This is a genomic window from Rhodococcus rhodochrous (genome assembly GCF_014854695.1).
Lineage (GTDB): Bacteria > Actinomycetota > Actinomycetes > Mycobacteriales > Mycobacteriaceae > Rhodococcus.
Genome location: NZ_CP027557.1, coordinates 2,474,120 through 2,492,508, shown reverse-complemented (window position 1 = coordinate 2,492,508; position 18,389 = coordinate 2,474,120). Strand labels below are relative to the sequence as shown.

At 68.7% G+C, this 18,389-nt stretch carries 16 protein-coding genes; 12 read left to right on the top strand and 4 right to left on the bottom strand.

Annotation, left to right across the window (positions count from 1 at the left end; genetic code table 11):
• Positions 1-9 precede the first annotated feature (9 nt).
• The 3 genes from C6Y44_RS11730 to C6Y44_RS11720 all read left to right on the top strand — a co-directional run bounded on the left by C6Y44_RS11730 (position 10) and on the right by C6Y44_RS11720 (position 2,782).
• Positions 10-954, top strand: a complete 945-nt coding sequence (locus C6Y44_RS11730; protein ID WP_120282456.1) for an ABC transporter ATP-binding protein — start codon at positions 10-12, stop codon at positions 952-954.
• Positions 951-1,748: an ABC transporter permease gene (locus C6Y44_RS11725; protein ID WP_006551497.1), complete on the top strand. Its 798-nt coding sequence runs from the start codon at positions 951-953 to the stop codon at positions 1,746-1,748. The genes C6Y44_RS11730 and C6Y44_RS11725 overlap by 4 nt, the downstream gene beginning before the upstream one ends.
• A 68-nt stretch (positions 1,749-1,816) precedes the next feature.
• A complete protein-coding gene (locus C6Y44_RS11720) occupies positions 1,817-2,782 on the top strand; it encodes a COX15/CtaA family protein (protein WP_120282454.1) in 966 nt (321 codons plus the stop codon).
• 72 nt (positions 2,783-2,854) lie between these two features.
• On the opposite strand, the gene C6Y44_RS11715 is transcribed toward C6Y44_RS11720, so the two are convergent.
• Positions 2,855-3,196, bottom strand: a complete 342-nt coding sequence (locus tag C6Y44_RS11715) for a hypothetical protein (RefSeq protein WP_006551494.1) — start codon at positions 3,194-3,196, stop codon at positions 2,855-2,857.
• 23 nt (positions 3,197-3,219) lie between these two features.
• On the opposite strand from C6Y44_RS11715, the gene C6Y44_RS11710 reads away from it, so the two are divergent.
• Positions 3,220-4,185 (top strand): quinone oxidoreductase family protein, encoded by a 966-nt coding sequence (locus C6Y44_RS11710; protein WP_159418437.1) that lies wholly within the window; start codon positions 3,220-3,222, stop codon positions 4,183-4,185.
• Between the two features lie 64 nt (positions 4,186-4,249).
• Here C6Y44_RS11710 and C6Y44_RS11705 read toward each other — a convergent pair whose 3' ends face one another.
• Positions 4,250-5,227, bottom strand: coding sequence for a heme o synthase (locus C6Y44_RS11705; protein WP_120282452.1), 978 nt, complete (start codon positions 5,225-5,227; stop codon positions 4,250-4,252).
• 212 nt (positions 5,228-5,439) lie between these two features.
• Between C6Y44_RS11705 and tkt the strand changes: the two genes are divergently transcribed.
• Genes tkt through pgl form a run of 5 tightly spaced genes read left to right on the top strand, consistent with a single transcriptional unit; the run spans position 5,440 to position 11,895 of the window.
• A complete protein-coding gene (gene tkt / locus C6Y44_RS11700) occupies positions 5,440-7,542 on the top strand; it encodes a transketolase (protein WP_120284229.1) in 2,103 nt (700 codons plus the stop codon).
• 4 nt (positions 7,543-7,546) lie between these two features.
• On the top strand, positions 7,547-8,692 hold the full coding sequence (gene tal, locus C6Y44_RS11695) for a transaldolase (protein ID WP_159418438.1): 1,146 nt from the start codon (positions 7,547-7,549) through the stop codon (positions 8,690-8,692).
• A gap of 2 nt (positions 8,693-8,694) precedes the next feature.
• Positions 8,695-10,236 carry a glucose-6-phosphate dehydrogenase gene (zwf, locus tag C6Y44_RS11690; RefSeq protein ID WP_174247042.1) on the top strand — a complete coding sequence of 514 codons (1,542 nt, stop codon included), beginning with the start codon at positions 8,695-8,697 and terminating at the stop codon, positions 10,234-10,236.
• On the top strand, positions 10,233-11,141 hold the full coding sequence (gene opcA, locus C6Y44_RS11685; RefSeq protein WP_024100808.1) for a glucose-6-phosphate dehydrogenase assembly protein OpcA: 909 nt from the start codon (positions 10,233-10,235) through the stop codon (positions 11,139-11,141). The genes zwf and opcA overlap by 4 nt, the downstream gene beginning before the upstream one ends.
• Positions 11,134-11,895, top strand: a complete 762-nt coding sequence (pgl, locus tag C6Y44_RS11680) for a 6-phosphogluconolactonase (RefSeq protein ID WP_159418439.1) — start codon at positions 11,134-11,136, stop codon at positions 11,893-11,895. The genes opcA and pgl overlap by 8 nt, the downstream gene beginning before the upstream one ends.
• A gap of 496 nt (positions 11,896-12,391) precedes the next feature.
• Here pgl and C6Y44_RS11675 read toward each other — a convergent pair whose 3' ends face one another.
• Together C6Y44_RS11675 and C6Y44_RS11670 are read right to left on the bottom strand one after the other, a co-directional pair.
• Positions 12,392-14,161 carry a GMC family oxidoreductase N-terminal domain-containing protein gene (locus C6Y44_RS11675; protein ID WP_120282450.1) on the bottom strand — a complete coding sequence of 590 codons (1,770 nt, stop codon included), beginning with the start codon at positions 14,159-14,161 and terminating at the stop codon, positions 12,392-12,394.
• On the bottom strand, positions 14,162-14,842 hold the full coding sequence (locus C6Y44_RS11670) for a hypothetical protein (RefSeq protein WP_159418440.1): 681 nt from the start codon (positions 14,840-14,842) through the stop codon (positions 14,162-14,164). It abuts the gene before it with no gap.
• Between the two features lie 563 nt (positions 14,843-15,405).
• Between C6Y44_RS11670 and C6Y44_RS11665 the strand changes: the two genes are divergently transcribed.
• From C6Y44_RS11665 to C6Y44_RS11655, 3 genes are all read left to right on the top strand, one after another.
• Complete coding sequence (locus C6Y44_RS11665; RefSeq protein WP_159418441.1) at positions 15,406-16,719, top strand: hypothetical protein; 1,314 nt, start codon at positions 15,406-15,408, stop codon at positions 16,717-16,719.
• A gap of 338 nt (positions 16,720-17,057) precedes the next feature.
• Positions 17,058-17,837 (top strand): MFS transporter, encoded by a 780-nt coding sequence (locus tag C6Y44_RS11660; RefSeq protein ID WP_159418442.1) that lies wholly within the window; start codon positions 17,058-17,060, stop codon positions 17,835-17,837.
• Positions 17,791-18,279, top strand: a complete 489-nt coding sequence (locus C6Y44_RS11655) for an SRPBCC domain-containing protein (RefSeq protein WP_192378846.1) — start codon at positions 17,791-17,793, stop codon at positions 18,277-18,279. The genes C6Y44_RS11660 and C6Y44_RS11655 overlap by 47 nt, the downstream gene beginning before the upstream one ends.
• The last annotated feature ends 110 nt before the right edge of the window (positions 18,280-18,389 follow it).

Sequence of the window (18,389 nt, the reverse complement as noted above, 5' to 3'; positions counted from 1 at the left end):
TGGAACCCCGTGACCCCGAGTTCTCCCGCCGGTGCGGTACCGGCTGTGCGCCTGAACGGCGTCGTCAAGACCTACGGGGGCGTCACCGCCGTGAACGGTCTGGACCTGACCGTCGAACGCGCTCAGGTGCTCGCCCTCCTCGGCCCGAACGGCGCCGGTAAGACCACCACCGTGGAAATGTGCGAGGGATTCGTCACTCCCGACGCCGGCACGGTCCGCGTCCTGGGTCTCGATCCCGTCGCCGATTCCGACGCCCTCCGCCCCCGGATCGGCGTGATGCTGCAGGGTGGCGGCGCATATCCGGGTTCTCGCGCCGGCGAGATGCTCGACCTGGTGGCGGCCTACTCGGCCGACCCCCTCGACCCCGACTGGCTGCTCCGGCGCCTCGGGCTCACAGACGCCCGCCGCACTCCCTACCGACGACTGTCGGGCGGACAACAGCAACGCCTCGCGCTCGCATGCGCGCTGGTCGGGCGCCCCGAACTGGTGTTCCTCGACGAACCGACGGCGGGTCTCGACGCGCAGGCCCGGCTGCTCGTGTGGGAACTGATCGACGCGCTGCGCCGCGACGGCGTGAGCGTGCTGCTCACCACCCACCTCATGGACGAGGCCGAAGAGCTCGCCGACGAGATCGTCATCATCGATCACGGCCGGGTGGTCGCCGCGGGAACGCCCGACGAGGTCACCCGTGACGGCGCCGAGGGCCAGCTGTGGCTGACCGCGCCTCCGGGCCTCGACCTGAGCGCCCTGCAGTCCGCTCTGGCCGGCACCCACCGGGTCCGGGAGGACAACCCCGGGCGGTATCTCGTCGAGGGCACGATCGAACCGTCCGTCGTCGCGACGGCAGCCACCTGGTGCGCGAACCTGGGCGCACTGGCAACCGAGATCCGGGTGGATCAGCGCAGCCTCGAGGACGTCTTCCTCGAGTTGACCGGTCGGGAGTTGAGAGGGTGAGCGTGACCCACGATCGTCTGGCGAACAACCGGTTCGCGGAGGGGACCTTCACCCCGCGACCGCAGCCGAACTCACCGTCGAAGATGCTCGCGGCGCAGACCGCCATGGAACTCAAGCTGCTGCTGCGCAACGGCGAGCAGCTCCTGCTGACGATGTTCATCCCGATCACGCTGTTGATCGGCCTGTCGCTGCTGCCCATCGGCGATCTCGGCGACTCGCGGGTCGACAGCGTGCTGCCCGCAGTGATGATGGTGGCCGTGATGTCGACTGCGTTCACCGGTCAGGCGATCGCGGTGGGCTTCGACCGCCGCTACGGCGCCCTCAAGCGGATCGGCGCGACCGCGCTGCCCAAGTGGGGAATCATCGCGGGCAAGAGCGCGGCAGTGGGCATCGTCGTCGTCCTGCAGGCCGTGTTGCTCGGTGCCATCGGGCTGGCCCTCGGCTGGCGCCCCTCCCCCGTCGACCTGCTCATCGGGGCGGTCGTCATCGCCCTGGGCACGGTGATGTTCGCGACACTGGGGCTGCTGCTCGGCGGAACCCTGCGCGCCGAGATCGTGCTCGCCCTCGCGAACATCGTGTGGTTCGTGCTGTTGGGCATCGGCAGCGTCGTGGTGCTCGGCGACGTGATCCCCGAAGCGGTGGTCCACCTGCTGCGGATCGTGCCGTCGGGGGCGTTGACGCTCGCGCTCGAGAACGCCACCTCCGGCGTGTTCGACTGGTTGTCGATCGTCTCGCTGCTCGTGTGGACGGTGATCGGCGGCACGGCCGCGGCGCGCTGGTTCCGCTTCACCTGAGTCGTGGGCGGCCCGATCGGGCACGACCCAACTACAGCGTGTAGTGGTTCACGCCGTACCATCGAACCGTGTTGTATCGCGGCTACCTGAGCCTTGTCGACCGTCTCCCCCTGCCGTCGCTGCGGACGCAGAAGATCATCGCGTTCCTCACGATTCTCACCCAGGGCGGCATCGCCGTGACCGGTTCGGTCGTCCGCGTCACCGCCTCCGGACTGGGTTGCCCGACCTGGCCGCAGTGCTTCCCCGGGTCGTTGGTCCCGGTGGGTGTGTCGAGCGGGGTGAACACCCTGCACCAGGTGGTCGAGTTCGGCAACCGGCTGCTGACCTTCGTGGTCGTGGCCGTCGCAGCCGCGATCGTCCTGGCCGTCACCCGCGCACGGCGCCGCAAGGAGGTCATCGCCTGGGCGTGGGTGATGCCCGCGGGCACCGTGCTGCAGGCGATCATCGGCGGTATCACCGTCCTGGCCGGTCTCGCCTGGTGGACGGTCGCGATCCACCTGCTCGCGTCGATGCTCATGGTGTGGCTGGCGACAGTGCTCTACGCGAAGGTGAGCGAGCCGGACGACGGCACGGTGGTACAGGTACTGCCCCAGCCGTTGCGCCGGCTCACCGCTCTGACGGGTGTCGCGCTCGCCGTGGTCCTCGTGCTGGGCACGATGGTCACCGGCGCCGGCCCGCACGCCGGAGACAAGAGTGTCGACAGACCCGTCCCGCGCCTCGCGCTCGACATCACCAATCTCGTCCACCTGCACGCCGAAGCGCTCGTCGGCTATCTCGCACTGCTGATCGGCCTCACCTTCGCCGTCTACGCCGTCCATGCACCCCGAGCCGTCACGCTGCGTCTGAAGGTCGTTCTCGCACTGGTGGTCGCACAGGCAGGCATCGGCCTCGTCCAGTTCTGGACGGACGTGCCCGCCGTGCTGGTCGTCTTCCACGTTGCCGGCGCCGGACTGTGCACGGCAGCGACCGCCGCGGTCTGGGCGGCCGGACGGACGCGCACGACCGCACCGGATCGCGAACCCGTTCCGGCCTGACCGTTCGACGGCGCGGCCCCTCCCCGGATTTCCGGAGAGGGGCCGCGTGTCGTCGTACGGGTGTCGGGTCGGTCAGCGCTCGTTGCGGGCCTTCGGGAACTTCGTCTGGCGTGCCACCCAGCCGGCCATCTTCGCCCAGTGACCCTTCTGCGGGTTGGCGATGCTGGTGACCTCGCGGTCCCACTCGGAGACGGTGACGTCGGGGATCTCCTCGACGATGGCACGCGCCGTCGGGAGGTCCTTCGCGACGCGGTCGCCGAGGGTGCCGTCGGCGGCGACCACGGTGATCCGGACGCCGGACAGACCGATCGGCTGCAGCACTGCCTTCCCGGAACCTCCGTGCTCGGCGACGAAGCTGCGGATGGACGAGACGATGTCGGCCGGTGCGGCCACGACCTGTGTTTCGACGCTCATGTCTGCAGAATACTGTGAGCGCTATGCACGCAATCGAAGTGACACAGCACGGAGGCCCCGACGTCCTCGTCCCCGTCGAACGACCCGACCCCTCGCCCGGACCGGGTGAGCTGCTGGTCCGCACCGACGCGATCGGCGTCAACTTCATCGACACCTACTTCCGCACCGGCCTCTACGGCACGGAGCTGCCGTACATCCCGGGCTCGGAGGGCACGGGCACGGTCGTCGCGGTCGGCGAGGGTGTGCGGGACACGGCGGTCGGCGACCGGGTGTCGTGGTGCGATGCACCCGGCTCGTACGCCGAACTGGTCCGCGTCCGCGAGCAGGTAGCCGTGCCGGTCCCGGACTCGGTGCCGGCCGAGCAGGCCGCTTCGGTCCTCCTGCAGGGCATGACCGCGCACTACCTGCTGAACTCCGTCCACCCGGCACAGCCCGGCGAGACGGTTCTCGTCCACGCCGGTGCCGGGGGTGTGGGGCTGATCCTGACGCAACTCGCCGTCGCGAAGGGCGTGCGGGTGATCACCACCGTGTCCTCCGACGAGAAGGAGGCCCTGTCGCGGGAGGCCGGCGCCGCGGAGGTGCTGCGCTACGGCGACGACCTCGCCGAGAAGGTGCGCGAGCTCACCGATGGTGAGGGGGTGGCCGCGGCCTACGACGGTGTCGGTGCCGCGACCTTCGAGGCGTCGCTCGCGTCCGTCCGCGTGCGCGGCACGGTCGCACTGTTCGGCGCCGCGAGCGGACCCGTCCCGCCCTTCGACCTGCAGCGGCTGAACCCGGCGGGTTCGCTGTTCGTCACACGGCCGACCCTCGTGCACTACACCCGAGACCGCGAGGAGCTGCTGTGGCGGGCGGGCGACGTGCTCGCGGCGCTCGCCGACGGGTCGCTGAAGCTCCGGGTGGGAGCGAGCTATCCCCTCGCCGAAGCCGCCCGCGCCCACGCCGATCTCGAAGGACGGCGGACCACCGGATCGATCGTCCTGATCCCGTGATCTCCCGACCCGACACGACGAACGCCCCGGCCGATCGGCCGGGGCGTTCGTCGTGAAGCGTAGATCAGAAGTACGAGCCGATCGTCGGCAGAGCGAGCACGGAGTCGATCGCCAGGCCCAGGCACACCACCGCGAGGTAGTTGTTGGACTGCAGGAACAGCTTGAGCGGCTTGACCGACGCCCCACCGCGCACGCTGTTGAACAGCTGGTGCGCGACGATCAGGAACCAGGCACCCGCGAGCAGCGCAACAGCCGCGTAGATCACACCGGCGGCCGGGACGATCACCAGCGTCGCGATCACGGTCGCCCACGTGTAGAACACGATCTGCTTGGTGACGTGCTGCTCGGTGGCGATGACCGGCAACATCGGCACGCCGGCGGCCTTGTAGTCCTCCTTGTAACGCATCGCGAGCGCCCAGGTGTGCGGCGGCGTCCAGAAGAAGATGACCAGGAACAACACGATGGGTTCCCAGCTCAGCGAACCCGTCACGGCGGCCCAGCCGACCATCACGGGCATACATCCGGCAGCCCCGCCCCAGACCACGTTCTGCCAGGTTCGGCGTTTGAGCACCATCGTGTACACGAGCACGTAGAACGCGATCGTCGCCACGACCAACAGTCCGGCCAGCAGATTCGCCCGCCACCACAGCCACGCGAACGACGCGATCCCGAGCACCATGCCGAAGACGAAGGCGTTACGCGTCGGCACCGTCTGCCGGGCAAGAGGACGCAACGCCGTGCGTTTCATCACCTTGTCGATGTCGGCGTCGACGACGCAGTTGAGCGAGTTGGCGCTCGCCGCCCCCATCCAGCCGCCGAACAGGGTGCTCAGGATGAGCACGATGTCGACGTTGCCGCGGTCGGCGAACAGCATCGCGGGAATGGTCGCGACCAGCAGGAGTTCGATCACCCGCGGCTTGGTCAACGCGATGTAGGCGAGGACGGTGCCGGAGATCCGGCCCCACGCGGTGTCGGGGCGCGGGGCGCTCGGCGCTTCGGGGGCGCCGAAGCCGTGTCCTCCCGGCCGTCGCCCTGCCCGCACACTGTCTCCTTGTCCCACGCGGATCCGCACCTTCGTTTCGCCCGTTCACGGTCGCCCGGTTCCGGACGCTCCTCTACTACGAACGATGGTAGACCGGACCGTTGCCCGGACCGAATCGACCCGTTCGGAGCAGCGCACTAGTCTGAAGTAGCGCGCGGGCCGACTTCCACCCGCCGGGACCCCGTACACCCATGTCAGGAGACTTCAAGCTCGTGTCGATCACAGACGAGATCCGCACCCTCACCCAGCCTGCGCATCCTGCCGACTGGACCGACCTGGACACCAAGGCCGTCGACACCGCGCGCGTGCTCGCCGCCGACGCCGTGCAGAAGGTCGGAAACGGGCATCCCGGTACCGCGATGAGCCTCGCTCCCCTCGCGTACACCCTCTTCCAGCGTGTGATGCGCCACGATCCGACCGACCCCGAGTGGGTCGGCCGCGACCGCTTCGTGCTCTCGTGCGGACATTCGAGCCTGACGCTGTACACCCAGCTGTACCTGTCCGGCTACGGACTCGAGCTCGCCGACCTCGAAGCGCTGCGCACGTGGGGTTCGCTCACCCCGGGCCACCCCGAGTACGGCCACACCGCCGGCGTCGAGATGACCACCGGCCCGCTGGGTCAGGGTCTGGCCTCCGCCGTGGGTATGGCGATGGCCGCCCGCCGCGAGCGCGGTCTGTTCGATCCCGAGGCGCCCGCCGGCTCGAGCCCGTTCGACCACTACGTGTACGTGATCGCCTCCGACGGCGACATCGAGGAGGGCGTGACCTCCGAGGCGTCCTCGCTCGCCGGTGTCCAGCAGCTCGGCAACCTGATCGTCTTCTACGACGACAACAAGATCTCCATCGAGCACGACACCGCGATCGCTCTCGGTGAGGACGTCTCCAAGCGCTACGAGGCATACGGCTGGCACGTGCAGACCGTCGAGGGCGGCGAGAACGTCACCGCGCTGCTCGAGGCCGTCGAGGCCGCGAAGGCCGTCACCGACCGTCCGTCCTTCATCTCCGTCCGGACGATCATCGGCTACCCGGCGCCGACGAAGATGAACAGCGGCGACGCGCACGGTGCCGCGCTCGGCGCCGACGAGGTCGCCGAGATCAAGAAGATCCTCGGTTTCGACCCCGAGAAGAACTTCGACGTCGACCCGGCCGTGATCGAGCACGCCCGGCAGGTGGTGACGCGCGGCACCGAGGCACGCGCCGCATGGCAGGCCGACTTCGACGCGTGGGCCTCCCGCGAGCCGCAGCGCAAGGAACTGTTCGACCGCCTGCACGCCGGTGAGTTCCCGGAGGGCTGGGTCGACGCGCTGCCGACCTACGAGCCCACCGAGAGCGGTCCCGCGACCCGCTCGGCGTCCGGCAAGGCCCTCGCCGCGCTCGGACCGGTGCTGCCCGAGCTGTGGGGCGGTTCCGCCGACCTCGCCGGCAGCAACAACACGACTATCCCCGGTTCCGACTCCTTCGGTCCCGAGTCGATCTCCACGAAGGACTGGAACGCGCAGCCCTACGGACGCACCCTGCACTTCGGTGTCCGCGAGCATGCGATGGGATCGATCCTCAACGGCATCGCCCTGCACGGCCCGACCCGCCCCTACGGCGGCACCTTCCTCGTCTTCTCCGACTACATGCGGCCCGCGGTGCGTCTCGCGGCCCTCATGCAGACCCCGGCGATCTACGTGTGGACGCACGACTCGATCGGTCTCGGTGAGGACGGCCCGACGCACCAGCCGATCGAGCACCTCGCGGCGCTGCGCGCGATCCCGAATCTCGCCGTGATCCGCCCGGCCGACGCCAACGAGACGTCGTTCGCGTGGAAGGCCGCGCTGGAGAACCGCACCGGCCCGACCGCCCTGGCGTTGACCCGTCAGAACGTGCCGGTGCTCGAGGGCACGCGGGAGAAGGCCGCCGAGGGTGTCGCCCGCGGCGCCTACATCCTGGCCGAGGCCTCGTCGGGCACCCCGGAGGTCGTGATCCTCGCGACCGGTTCCGAGGTCCAGCTCGCCGTCGCCGCCCGCGAGACCCTCGAGGCCGACGGTGTGGCCACCCGCGTCGTCTCCGTGCCGGTGCTCGACCGGTTCCTCGAGCAGGACCAGGCCTACCGCGACGAGGTGCTGCCCCCGTCGGTGCGCGCCCGCGTGTCCGTCGAGGCCGGTCTCGCGATGCCGTGGTACCGCCTCATCGGCGACGCCGGTGAGCCGGTCTCGCTCGAGCACTACGGCGCCTCCGCCGACTACAAGACCCTGTACCGCGAGTTCGGCATCACTGCCGAGGCCGTCGTCGACGCCGCGCGTCGCTCGCTGACCCGAGTGAAGGGATGATCCGATGACCCAGCAGACCTCCACGCAGAACGCTGCGCTGGCCGAACTGTCCGCCCAGGGTGTCTCGGTGTGGCTGGACGACCTGTCCCGCGACCTCATCGACTCCGGCAAGCTCGCCGAGCTCGTCGCGACCCGCAGTGTCGTGGGTGTGACGACCAACCCGTCGATCTTCCAGGCCGCCCTGTCGAAGGGCCATGCCTACGACGCGCAGATCCGCGATCTCGCCGCGGCCGGTGCCGACGCCACCGAGGCGATCCGCACCGTCACCACCGACGACGTGCGCGCGGCCTGCGACGTCCTCGCGCCGGTGTTCGAGGCGACGGACGGCCTCGACGGACGGGTGTCGATCGAGGTCGATCCGCGTCTGGCGCACAAGACGGACGAGACCGTCCAGCAGGCACTCGAGCTGTGGCGCATCGTCGACCGCCCGAACCTGTTCATCAAGATCCCGGCGACGGTGGCGGGTCTGCCGGCCATCGCCCGGGTGATCGGTGAGGGTGTCAGCGTCAACGTCACGCTGATCTTCTCGGTCGAGCGTTACGAGCGGGTCATCGAGGCCTACCTCGACGGCCTGACCGCGGCGAAGGCATCCGGTCACGACCTGTCGAAGATCCGCTCGGTCGCGTCGTTCTTCGTCTCGCGTGTCGACACCGAGATCGACCCGCGCCTCGAGGAGATCGGCACCGACCAGGCGCTGGCTCTGCGCGGCAAGGCCGGTCTCGCCAACGCGCGACTCGCGTACGCCGCCTACCAGCGCGCGTTCGAGGGCGGAACGCGGTTCGAGCAGCTCGCCGAGGCGGGTGCCGTTCCCCAGCGTGCGCTGTGGGCGTCGACGGGTGTGAAGAACCCCGATTACCCGGACACCCTCTACGTCACCGAGCTGGTCGCGCCGAACACCGTGAACACGATGCCGGAGAAGACCCTCGAGGCTGTCGCCGACCACGGTGAGGTCACGGGCGACACCGTCACCCGCAACATCGCCGCCTCCCAGCAGGTCTTCGACGCGCTGGCATCGGTCGGTGTGGACCTCCCCGACGTCTTCCGCAAGCTCGAGGACGAGGGTGTGGAGAAGTTCGTCGTGTCGTGGAAGGACCTGCTCGCGGCGACGGCGGAACAGCTCGCGGCTCACGCGCCGGGCGCGGAGGGCTGAACGTGCCCGAATCCGGTGCGGCGGAGTGGGTGAATCCGCTCCGGGACAACAGAGATCGCAGACTGCCCCGTATCGCCGGCCCGTGCGCGCTGGTGATCTTCGGCGTGACCGGCGATCTGGCCCGGCGCAAGTTGATGCCCGCCGTCTACGATCTCGCCAACCGCGGCCTCCTGCCGCCCGGATTCGCGCTCGTCGGTTTCGCCCGGAGGGACTGGGCCGACGAGGATTTCGGTCAGGTGGTCCACGACGCGGTGCGTGAGCATTCGCGTACCCCCTTCCGCGAGGAGGTCTGGCAGCGCCTCGCGGAGGGGATCCGCTTCGTGCAGGGCACCTTCGACGACGATGCGGCGTTCGCGGAACTCGCGACGACCCTCGAGAAGCTCGACCGCGAGCGCGGTACGGGTGGCAACCACGCGTTCTACCTCTCGGTCCCCCCGGACGCCTTCCCCGTGGTGTGCGGGCAGCTGTCGCGTTCGGGTCTGGCCGCACAACGCAACGGCTCGTGGAGCCGCGTCGTGATCGAGAAGCCGTTCGGGCACAACCTCGAGAGTGCGCGCGAACTCAATTCGGTTGTCGGTGAGGTGTTCTCCGAGGAATCCGTCTTCCGCATCGATCACTATCTCGGCAAGGAGACGGTCCAGAACATCCTCGCGTTGCGGTTCGCGAACCAGATGTTCGAGCCGGTGTGGAACGCGCACTACGTCGACCACGTGCAGATCACGATGGCCGAGGACATCGGCCTCGGTGGTCGCGCCGGCTACTACGACGGCATCGGCGCGGCGCGCGACGTCATCCAGAACCACCTCCTGCAGCTGCTCGCCTTCACCGCGATGGAGGAGCCGGTGAGCTTCGCGGCATCGGAACTGCACGCGGAGAAGATCAAGGTGCTGTCGGCGACCCGGCCGGCCGAGCCGTTCGACGAGACCACCGCGCGCGGCCAGTACGCCTCCGGGTGGCAGGGCGGCGAGAAGGTCGTCGGCCTGCTCGAGGAGAAGGGTTTCGCGGCAGATTCGACCACCGAGACGTACGCGGCCATCACCCTCGAGGTCGACACCCGCCGCTGGGCGGGTGTGCCCTTCTACCTGCGCACCGGCAAGCGTCTCGGCCGTCGCGTCACCGAGATCGCAGTGGTCTTCAAGCGGGCCCCGCACCTGCCGTTCGACAAGACCATGACCGAGGAGCTCGGTCAGAACGCGCTGGTGATCCGCGTGCAGCCCGACGAGGGCATCACGATGCGCTTCGGCTCGAAGGTTCCCGGCTCCGAGATGGAGGTCCGGGACGTGAACATGGACTTCAGTTACGGCCAGGCGTTCACGGTCTCCTCCCCCGAGGCCTACGAGCGGCTGATCCTCGACGTGCTCCTCGGCGTCCCGTCACTGTTCCCGGTGGACGAGGAAGTCGAATTGTCCTGGAAGATCCTCGATCCGGTGCTCGAGCACTGGGCGGCGAACGGGCGACCGGAGCCCTACGAGTCCGGCACCTGGGGTCCTCATTCGGCCGACGAGATGCTGCGGCGTACCGGCCGGGAATGGAGGCGTCCGTGAGGCTCCAGTTGCGCAACACCTCCGCCAACGCCATCAGCCGCAAGCTGGTGGAGCTGCGGCGGTCGAGCGGAATGGTCACGCAGGGACGTGTTCTCACGTTCATCGTGTGCGCCGGCGATGCGCGGGGTCTCGACGCCGCGATCACGGCCGCCACCGAGGCGTCGAAGGAACATCCCTGCCGCGTCATCGTGGTCGGTCGCGGCCGGCAGGACGGCCCATCACGGCTCGACGCGGAGATCCGGGTCGCCGGTGAAGCGGGCGCCTCCGAGGCGTTGATCCTCGCCCTGCACGGCGAACTCGGTGAACATCAGGAGTCGGTCGTGGTGCCGTTCCTGCTGCCGGACACCCCCGTCGTTGCGTGGTGGCCCAACCAGGCCCCCGCGGTCCCGGCCGAGGACCCGGTGGGACGCCTCGCCGTCCGCCGCATCACCGACGTGACCAACTCCGACGACCCGCGTGCCGATCTCGCGACCCGCCTGTCCGGTTACCGGCCGGGCGACACGGATCTGGCCTGGGCTCGCATCACCTACTGGCGGGCCCTGCTGGTCTCGGCACTCGATCAGCCGCCCTACGAGCCGGTGCTCTCGGCGCGCGTGTCGGGTCTGCGGACCGAACCGGCCGTCGATCTGATCGCGGGCTGGCTCGCGAGCCGCCTCGACTGCCCCGTCGAACGATCCGTCGGCGAGCTGAGGGTGGAACTGCGCACGGCGTCGCAGACGATCGCCCTGGAACGCCCGCAGGAAGGTCGCGTGGCGACCCTCGAACGCACTCACAAGCCCGATTCGCTGATCAGCCTGGCACGCCGGAACTCGGCCGAATGTCTCGCCGAGGAACTGCGTCGCCTCGATCCCGACGAAGTCTACGAAGCCGCGTTGTCGGCCCTGCCGAAGGTGGATTATGTCTGACACGGTCCGCACTCCGTCCGAGATCCGGCGTTTCGCCGACGCCGACGAGGTCGCCCGCGCCGCGGCGTCCGCCTTCGTCGATGCCGTCGTCGCCGCGCAGCGCGAGCGGGTGCAGGCCCACGTCGTGCTGACCGGCGGCGGTACCGGTATCGCGATGCTCGAGAACGTGCGGCGCGACCAGGGCGCCATCGACTGGTCGGCGGTGAACGTCTACTTCGGCGACGAGCGTTTCCTGCCGCCCGGCGATCCGGATCGCAACGAGGTGCAGGCCCGCGAGGCTCTGCTCGACCACGTGCCGATCGACCCGGCCCGCATCCACACCATGCCGGCGCTCGGCGAGGACGGGTGCAGCACACCGCAGGACTCGGCCCAGCGGTACACCGAACTCCTCGCGGCGCACTCCCCCGACGGCACCGCACCGGTCTTCGACGTGCACCTGCTCGGCATGGGCGGTGAGGGACACATCAATTCGCTGTTTCCCCACACCGACGCGGTGCGCGAGTCCGAGCGTTTCGTGGTGGGTGTCGACGACTCCCCGAAACCGCCGCCGGCGCGGGTGACGCTGACGCTGCCTGCCGTGCAGCGGGCGCGGCAGGTCTGGTTGCTGGTCACCGGTGATGCCAAGGCGGAGGCCGTCGCAGCGGCTGTGGGCGGCGCCGCACCGGAGGACGTCCCCTCCGCCGGTGCCCGCGGCACCGAACGCACCGTGTGGTTCCTCGATCCGGCTGCCGCAGCGCAACTCCCGGCCTCATGACCGAACAGACAGGCCGACGGCACGTTCTCGTCGGGTGTGGGCCGCACCGTCACCGGCACTCTCGACGAGGCGCTCGCCGGCTGGCAGGCCGCCGTGCGCGACCTCGGTGACTTCTCCGGTCGCATCGCCGACGTGACGGTGGCATCCTGACGCCGTGACCGGCGATCCGGCCGTCACGCGCCGGCGCCGTCGAAGTCGGGATCGTCGGCCTCGTCCGTCTCCGCCCGTGGATTTCCGGAGGATTCGTCGACGCCATGGTCGTCGAGACCGGTTCGCACGCACCGCATCCGATTCATCGAACGCGGCCCTGCCGTCGAGCGCAACGCGCGCAGTGGTGATCGACCCGGGACACATCGCACCGTTCGTGGGTCCATGCCGGTGAGCTCCTCCCGTCGTGGACCGCTGTCGTCACGGCCCTCTGTCTCGTTCGACGCGCCAGGACGCCCGACGGTTCCACTCGGGACGAAATCGACCGTTCCGATCCGGGATCGAGCCGTCAGATACCCCGTTCGATCACAGCAGCGGTGACGCGGTCGTCGATCGACGACACGGGGTTCTCCCGTGCCACCCAGGGATCGCCACCGAAGTACTTCGCGAAGATCTTCTCCGCCGTGCGGGTGGCGATCGCCTGTGTCGTCAACGTCGGGTTCGGGCCTCCGAGACTGTTGGCGAGCGCCGAGTTGTCGGCGACGAAGAGCCTTTTCACCCACCGGGCCTCCGCATCGGCGTCGAGCACCGAATCCCGGTCGCTCACCCCCATCCTCATGCTCGACTGCGAGTGCAGGATCAGCGGTGGCCAGTCGCAGCGATGCACCCTCTTCGCGCCCGCCGCCCTCATCAACTCGACGGCCTTGCGGGTCGCGTAGTCACGATTGCGGCGGGTACGAGCCGAGCGCCTGCGATGCTGCACGGTCACGCGTGGCGCCAGACCTCCTTCGTCCGGATACAGGATCGGCGAGAGCGTCACGCGGTTGTCCGGTTCGACGTCGTCGTCCGAGATGACGAGCGCCGCGAGGACTCGGTCGGTGTCGGCCATCGTGTCGAGCAGGTCGCGTCCGACGAGCCGACCCACACTGTCGGCCCCTGCGGAATCGACGACACCTCCGGCACGTCCGTACCCGTGGATGCCGGAGTCGCTGAAGTTCAGCGCGTATGCGATCAACGCCGGAGGCAGGCCGACCTGCTCGATCCCGCCGTAGCCGGGCAGATCGACGCGCGCGTTGGATCCCGGTCCGCGCGTCTGCCCGGTGTACTCGTCGAAGACGCCGAAGACCGCGTCCATGTGGTGATCGGTGAGCCCGCGGCCGACCCAGCCGTTCGGATTGGGCAGCGTCGAGTTCAGCCACAGTCTCGGGCTTTCGATGCACCCGGCCGCCAGTACCACCACCGGGGCGGTCGCCTCGTGCTCCTCCCCCGCTGTCGTGAACCGCACGCCGCGTGCCACGGTCTCCCCGTTCACCTCTTCGACGAGGATCTCGGAGACCACCGCATCGGCGATCAGGGTGACGGCACGCCCCTGGGGCGACCACGCGTCGGCGGTGAGCATCATCGGAACGTACGAGTTGTCGGTGGACCGTTTGGCCTTGAGATTGCGCGGCGCCCCCAGCGGCAGATAACAGCCCTGATAGCAGTGCCCGCACATCGTGCAGCCCCGCGCTTCGGGATGGTGCAGACGCGCGCGGTCTCGGGTGCGGCCGGCGGTGCCACCGGGTTGGAGGATCGCGTTCTGCTGGGCGCGGTGGGCGGGCCCGGCGGTGTCGAGCGAGGTCTGGTGCGGCAGCCCCATGGCTGCTGCACCTCGCAGGAACACCTGCTCCTTGGCGCCCATCGGTGCGGTCTGCACGGGCAGCGTGGCCTCCACCCACTCGTAGTAGGGACGCAGCTCGTCGTATCCGAAGGGGAACAGGTGCGCCGTGTCGTACATGTCGCGGTCGGCGCCGTCGTATCCGGAGAACGCGCCGGGTGCCGCCCGCGGCGAGTTGCCGAAGAAATGCAGCGTGGTGCCACCGACACCGGACACCTGCCACACGAACGAGTTCTGGGGCAGATCACGCAGCCACGGCGTGCCCGAGCGGTCTCCGGGCCCGTGGCGGAACAGCCCGGTGATCGGATTGTTGATGTCGTCCTCGAAGTGGGTCCACTCGTTCTCCGGGTCGGCGAAACGGGGTCCTGCTTCGAGAACGAGCACGTCGAGACCGCGCGCCGCGAGTTCCTTGGCAACGACGGGTCCGCCCCCACCGGCCCCGATGACGATGACGTCGGTCATCTATTTCTCCACCTCGTCGATTCCGCCGTAGTAACCCAGGAACTCGTCCCACCCGTCGCTCGGCCCGGCATAGCAGCTCAGCTCCCAGCCGACCGGGCGCCCGGTGACCTCGCGCCGGGCGCGGTCGTACGCGGAGACCTCCGAGAACGCCGCGAAGGCCGCCAGCGTGGGAATCGCGTTGACCACGAATTTCAGCACCAGACCTTCGAAACGCGGGTCGGTGTCGAGCCATTCGAAGACTTGCGCCTTCGCGGCATGGCTCAGGTTCGCGAACGGCGCCGCGAACGGTCCGCTCACCGAACGCGGGTCGGCGGTGACACCGAAGGTGTTGAGCAGCACCGCGATCGCCGCAGCGCCGGGCAGGTTGCCCGCCTCGGGTCCGAGCAGCGGCATCGGCGACGCCTGGTCCAGGGTTCGCTCGAGCGATTCCGCCGTGCCGACGGTGACGCCGCCGGGCCGGTCGGTCCACACGCCCTGCTGGTGCGAGTACGGATCGTTGCCGGGTACGACGAACGCGAGCACCCCGTTGATCGTGTCGCGCGCGGGAGGCGTCTCGCTCAGCGGGCTCGCGTTCACCTCCCGCGCGAACACTTCTGTGGTGCCGACCAACGCCGCCATCGTCGCGGCCATCCCGGCGAGAAAACGCCGCCTGTTCCAGTACCCGTGCTGCGGGTCGTCCACGTCGCCCCCTCGTCGCTTCCGTGGTGCAGCGTACGAGATGTCACGGAACGGTTGCGGTATTTCGTCCGAATCGCCCCTCGGTCGCACGGACCGGCGGAGCGATCGCCGGAAACGGGTAGCTCGCTACCCGTGCCGGGCGCACCCGAGGCGCGCAGGATTCGAACACGGCCGAACGATGCAACGGGGTGCGAATCATGTTGCAGAAGAGGAAGAGCAACCGGTTCGCGTCTGTCCTGAAGACACTCCGAAGCCTGGACGATGCTCTCGCTACCCGTCCCGGCAACGATAGCCACGGCGGCGCCCCCGCGCCGGCCCCGGACACAGCACCTGCGGAGCTGCGCAATGCGACGCCTTCCCGCTTGCACATCACCCACGCGGACGGTCGGACGCTCGTGTTCGCACCGCTCGAACGCCGCGTCCCAACCGACCCGGAGCGACAGTGGCCCTGGGAAGGCCTGATCCGCCACGGATATGTCGTCCCCTTGCACGCCACAACGGATACACCCCTCGACGGCACCAAGGCTCGTTCCCGCCGTCAACTCCACACGGTCACGTTGTGGTGCATGCTCGTGATCAGCGTGGCGGTGCCTGTCTCGGCATTCGCTACCGGACTGGTGAGCATCGCGGCGGCGCCCGTCGTCGCAGTCGCATTTGTCGCCGTGGCAACCATGTTGCCGGGCCCGTTGTTCCTCCTGTTCGACCGTCAACGTCTGAGTACGCTCCGCGACCGCTTCGAATGGCAGATCTTCCGCCTGGACCCGAACGTCCACACGTTGGCAGACGTGCAGGCCAAGTACGGCGGACAAATGGACGAGGTCTTCTACGCCGCAGACGAACGGACCACTACGGTGAACGCCACCCAGCGACTGTGGCCCATCCTCGTTTCCACCGTCACCATCGCGTTGGGCTGGACCATGGCGCTGTACTCCCCCGCGTCGTCCGGCACGCCCGATACGAGTCTCTTCACTGCGCTTGCCGATCCGCTCGCGTTCGCATTCCTGGGCGCGTACTTCTTCTCCCTCAACACCTGCCTGCGCCGGTATTCACGGAACGACTTACGGCCCAAGGCATACAGTGCGATCACCGTGCGAGTGATCACCGTCGTCATCCTTGCCTGCTTGCTCCAGGCCGTCGTCGAATCACCGGAGTCGCGGGTCTACGACGCCACCGTGCTCCCGTTGGCGTTCGTGATCGGCGTGCTTCCCGAAACCGCGATGGTGCTGCTGCGCGACACCCTGCGGCGCTTCGCCCTCACCAAGAAACGCCGCATGCTCGAAGAGCAACTACCGCTCACCGACATCGAGGGATTAGACCTCTACGACCGGGCACGACTGATCGACGAGGGTGTGCCCAACGTCGAAGCCCTTGCGCATCACGATCTCGTCGATCTGCTGCTCGAGACACGGATTCCGGTCGGCCGCCTCGTCGACTGGGTCGATCAGGCGATCCTGCGACTCCACATCGTGGATTCGACCACCGAGACGGATCCCGAGGGCGCGAGAGTGCTGTCCGACCTGCGCGCACTGGGCATTCGTAGCGCGACCGACCTCCTGGCGGCCCGGCAGAGATGCGCCCACCGTAAGGCGTTGGTCGAGGCGGTCGCCCGTCGTAACGAGTCGCCCGCAGACGCCGAGAACCGTCTGGAACTTCTCGTCACCGCCCTGTGTGACGACGAGTGGATCACCTACATACGCACCTGGCGGGACCGGACCCTGGTCTCGGGCCGGTACATCCGGCTCGACCGGAAAGGTGAACCGGCATCCGTGAGAACCGAAGTGCCGGACAACGACCTTCACGACTGCCGCCGTCCGAATTCGCGGATCTCTTCCCTGTACCGACGGTTCACCCCGCCGTACCGAATCGAGACGATCCTGTGAACGGATTCGAGTAGCGCACTACTCGTGCCGATGCTCGTCGATGGCGCACACTGGGAATATCGATTCGGTGGACACGGAAGCGTCCCCCCGTCCGAGGAGAAGTAATGCGAATGCAGAACGTGGAGCGACGAGTATCGCATCGGTGATCCCGCCTTCCGGCGGTCCGATCCCGGCGTGCCCTCGCTTCGTGTTGCGTTCGGTTCCGGCCCTGCCCTCGACTCCGTCGAGCGCCGACTTCTTCCAAGGACCCCGTCACGTCCTCGCACCATGCTGCGGTTCCGCAACTCTCGTCACCGACGTCCGTCGATCCACCTCCTACACATCGCGACATTCTCGCGGTGCTGCTTCCCCTGCTCGCCGCGCTGTTCGCGGCCTTGCTCTCCGGCACCGTCGCGATCCCGGCACTGCCCGCCGTCACGGCAGAACTCGGTGGCGGGTCCGTAGGCATGACCTGGATCATCACGGTCGCTCTCCTGGCCAACGCGACCACCACCCCGGTCTGGGGATCGATATCCGACCGATACGACACACGCCTTCTCGTCCAGGCCGCTCTGCTGACGCTGACGGCGGGGTCGATGGTCTCTGCCTGCGCTCCGGCCCTGTCCGTTCTCCTCGCCGGCCGCGTGGTGCAAGGGATCGGCCTCGGCGGCGTCGTGGCCGTCACCGTCGCGGTGCTCGGCGCGCTCATCCCGCCGCGGGAACAGGGTCGTTATTCCGGGTACGGCGCCGTGGTCATGGCGGTGTCGATGGCCGGCGGTCCGCTCCTCGGCGGAGCCCTCGTCGATACGCCCCTCGGCTGGCGGGCCTGCTTCCTCGTTCCCGCGGCACCGGCCGCCGTGGCACTGGTCGCACTGCGACGCAGGCTGAAGCCGCGACCGCGGCACCGGCCGGGTCTTCCTCCTGCTGTCGGTGCTGTCCGTCGTCGGACTCGTCGCAGTCGCGCTGCTGCCGAACCAACGGCTGCGCACCTCCTTCGCCACAGCGGAGGAACCATCGCGGTGAAACGGACCGCGGAGGCAGCCGGATGCACGACAATTCCGATAAGGCGAGCGCCCATCGAGAGGAGCCGTGATGAACACGCCGAGGACGATCACAGGCGAAGTGAGCCCGGAGCGTGATTGCCCGAGCGACTCGTCGCTGGTGCGGCTGATCTACCACCGCAACTTCCTGCTCCCGATCGGTGAGGTCTGGGCGGCACTCACCGACTCGGAGAAGCTGGGTCGTTGGTACGGCACGTACACCGGCGACCCCGCCACGGGCCGTGTGCTCCTGACCATGACGGACGACCACGACTCGGCCACCACCTACGTCGACATCCTCCGGTGTTCTCCCCCGGAGGGATTCGCCGTCGACGTGGACGGGTGGCAGCTCGAGGTGGTGCTGCGCCAAGTCGGGAAGGTCACCACCCTCGAGTTCACACACCGGCACGTCCCGCGCTCGGAGGCCGGAGAGATCGGGCCGGGGTGGCAGTACTACCTCGACCGCCTCGACGCAGCACTGGCCGGCACCCGCCCGCCGTCGTGGGACGACTACCTCGACCTGGTCGACGAATACCGCTGACCGGCGCCTTTCGCTGCAGTGATCCGCCCGACGAGCACCATCGGATTCGAGTAGCGCACTACCCGTGAGACCTCCCGAGTCGCCTCCTAGCGTCGAATCCACCAGCCGGT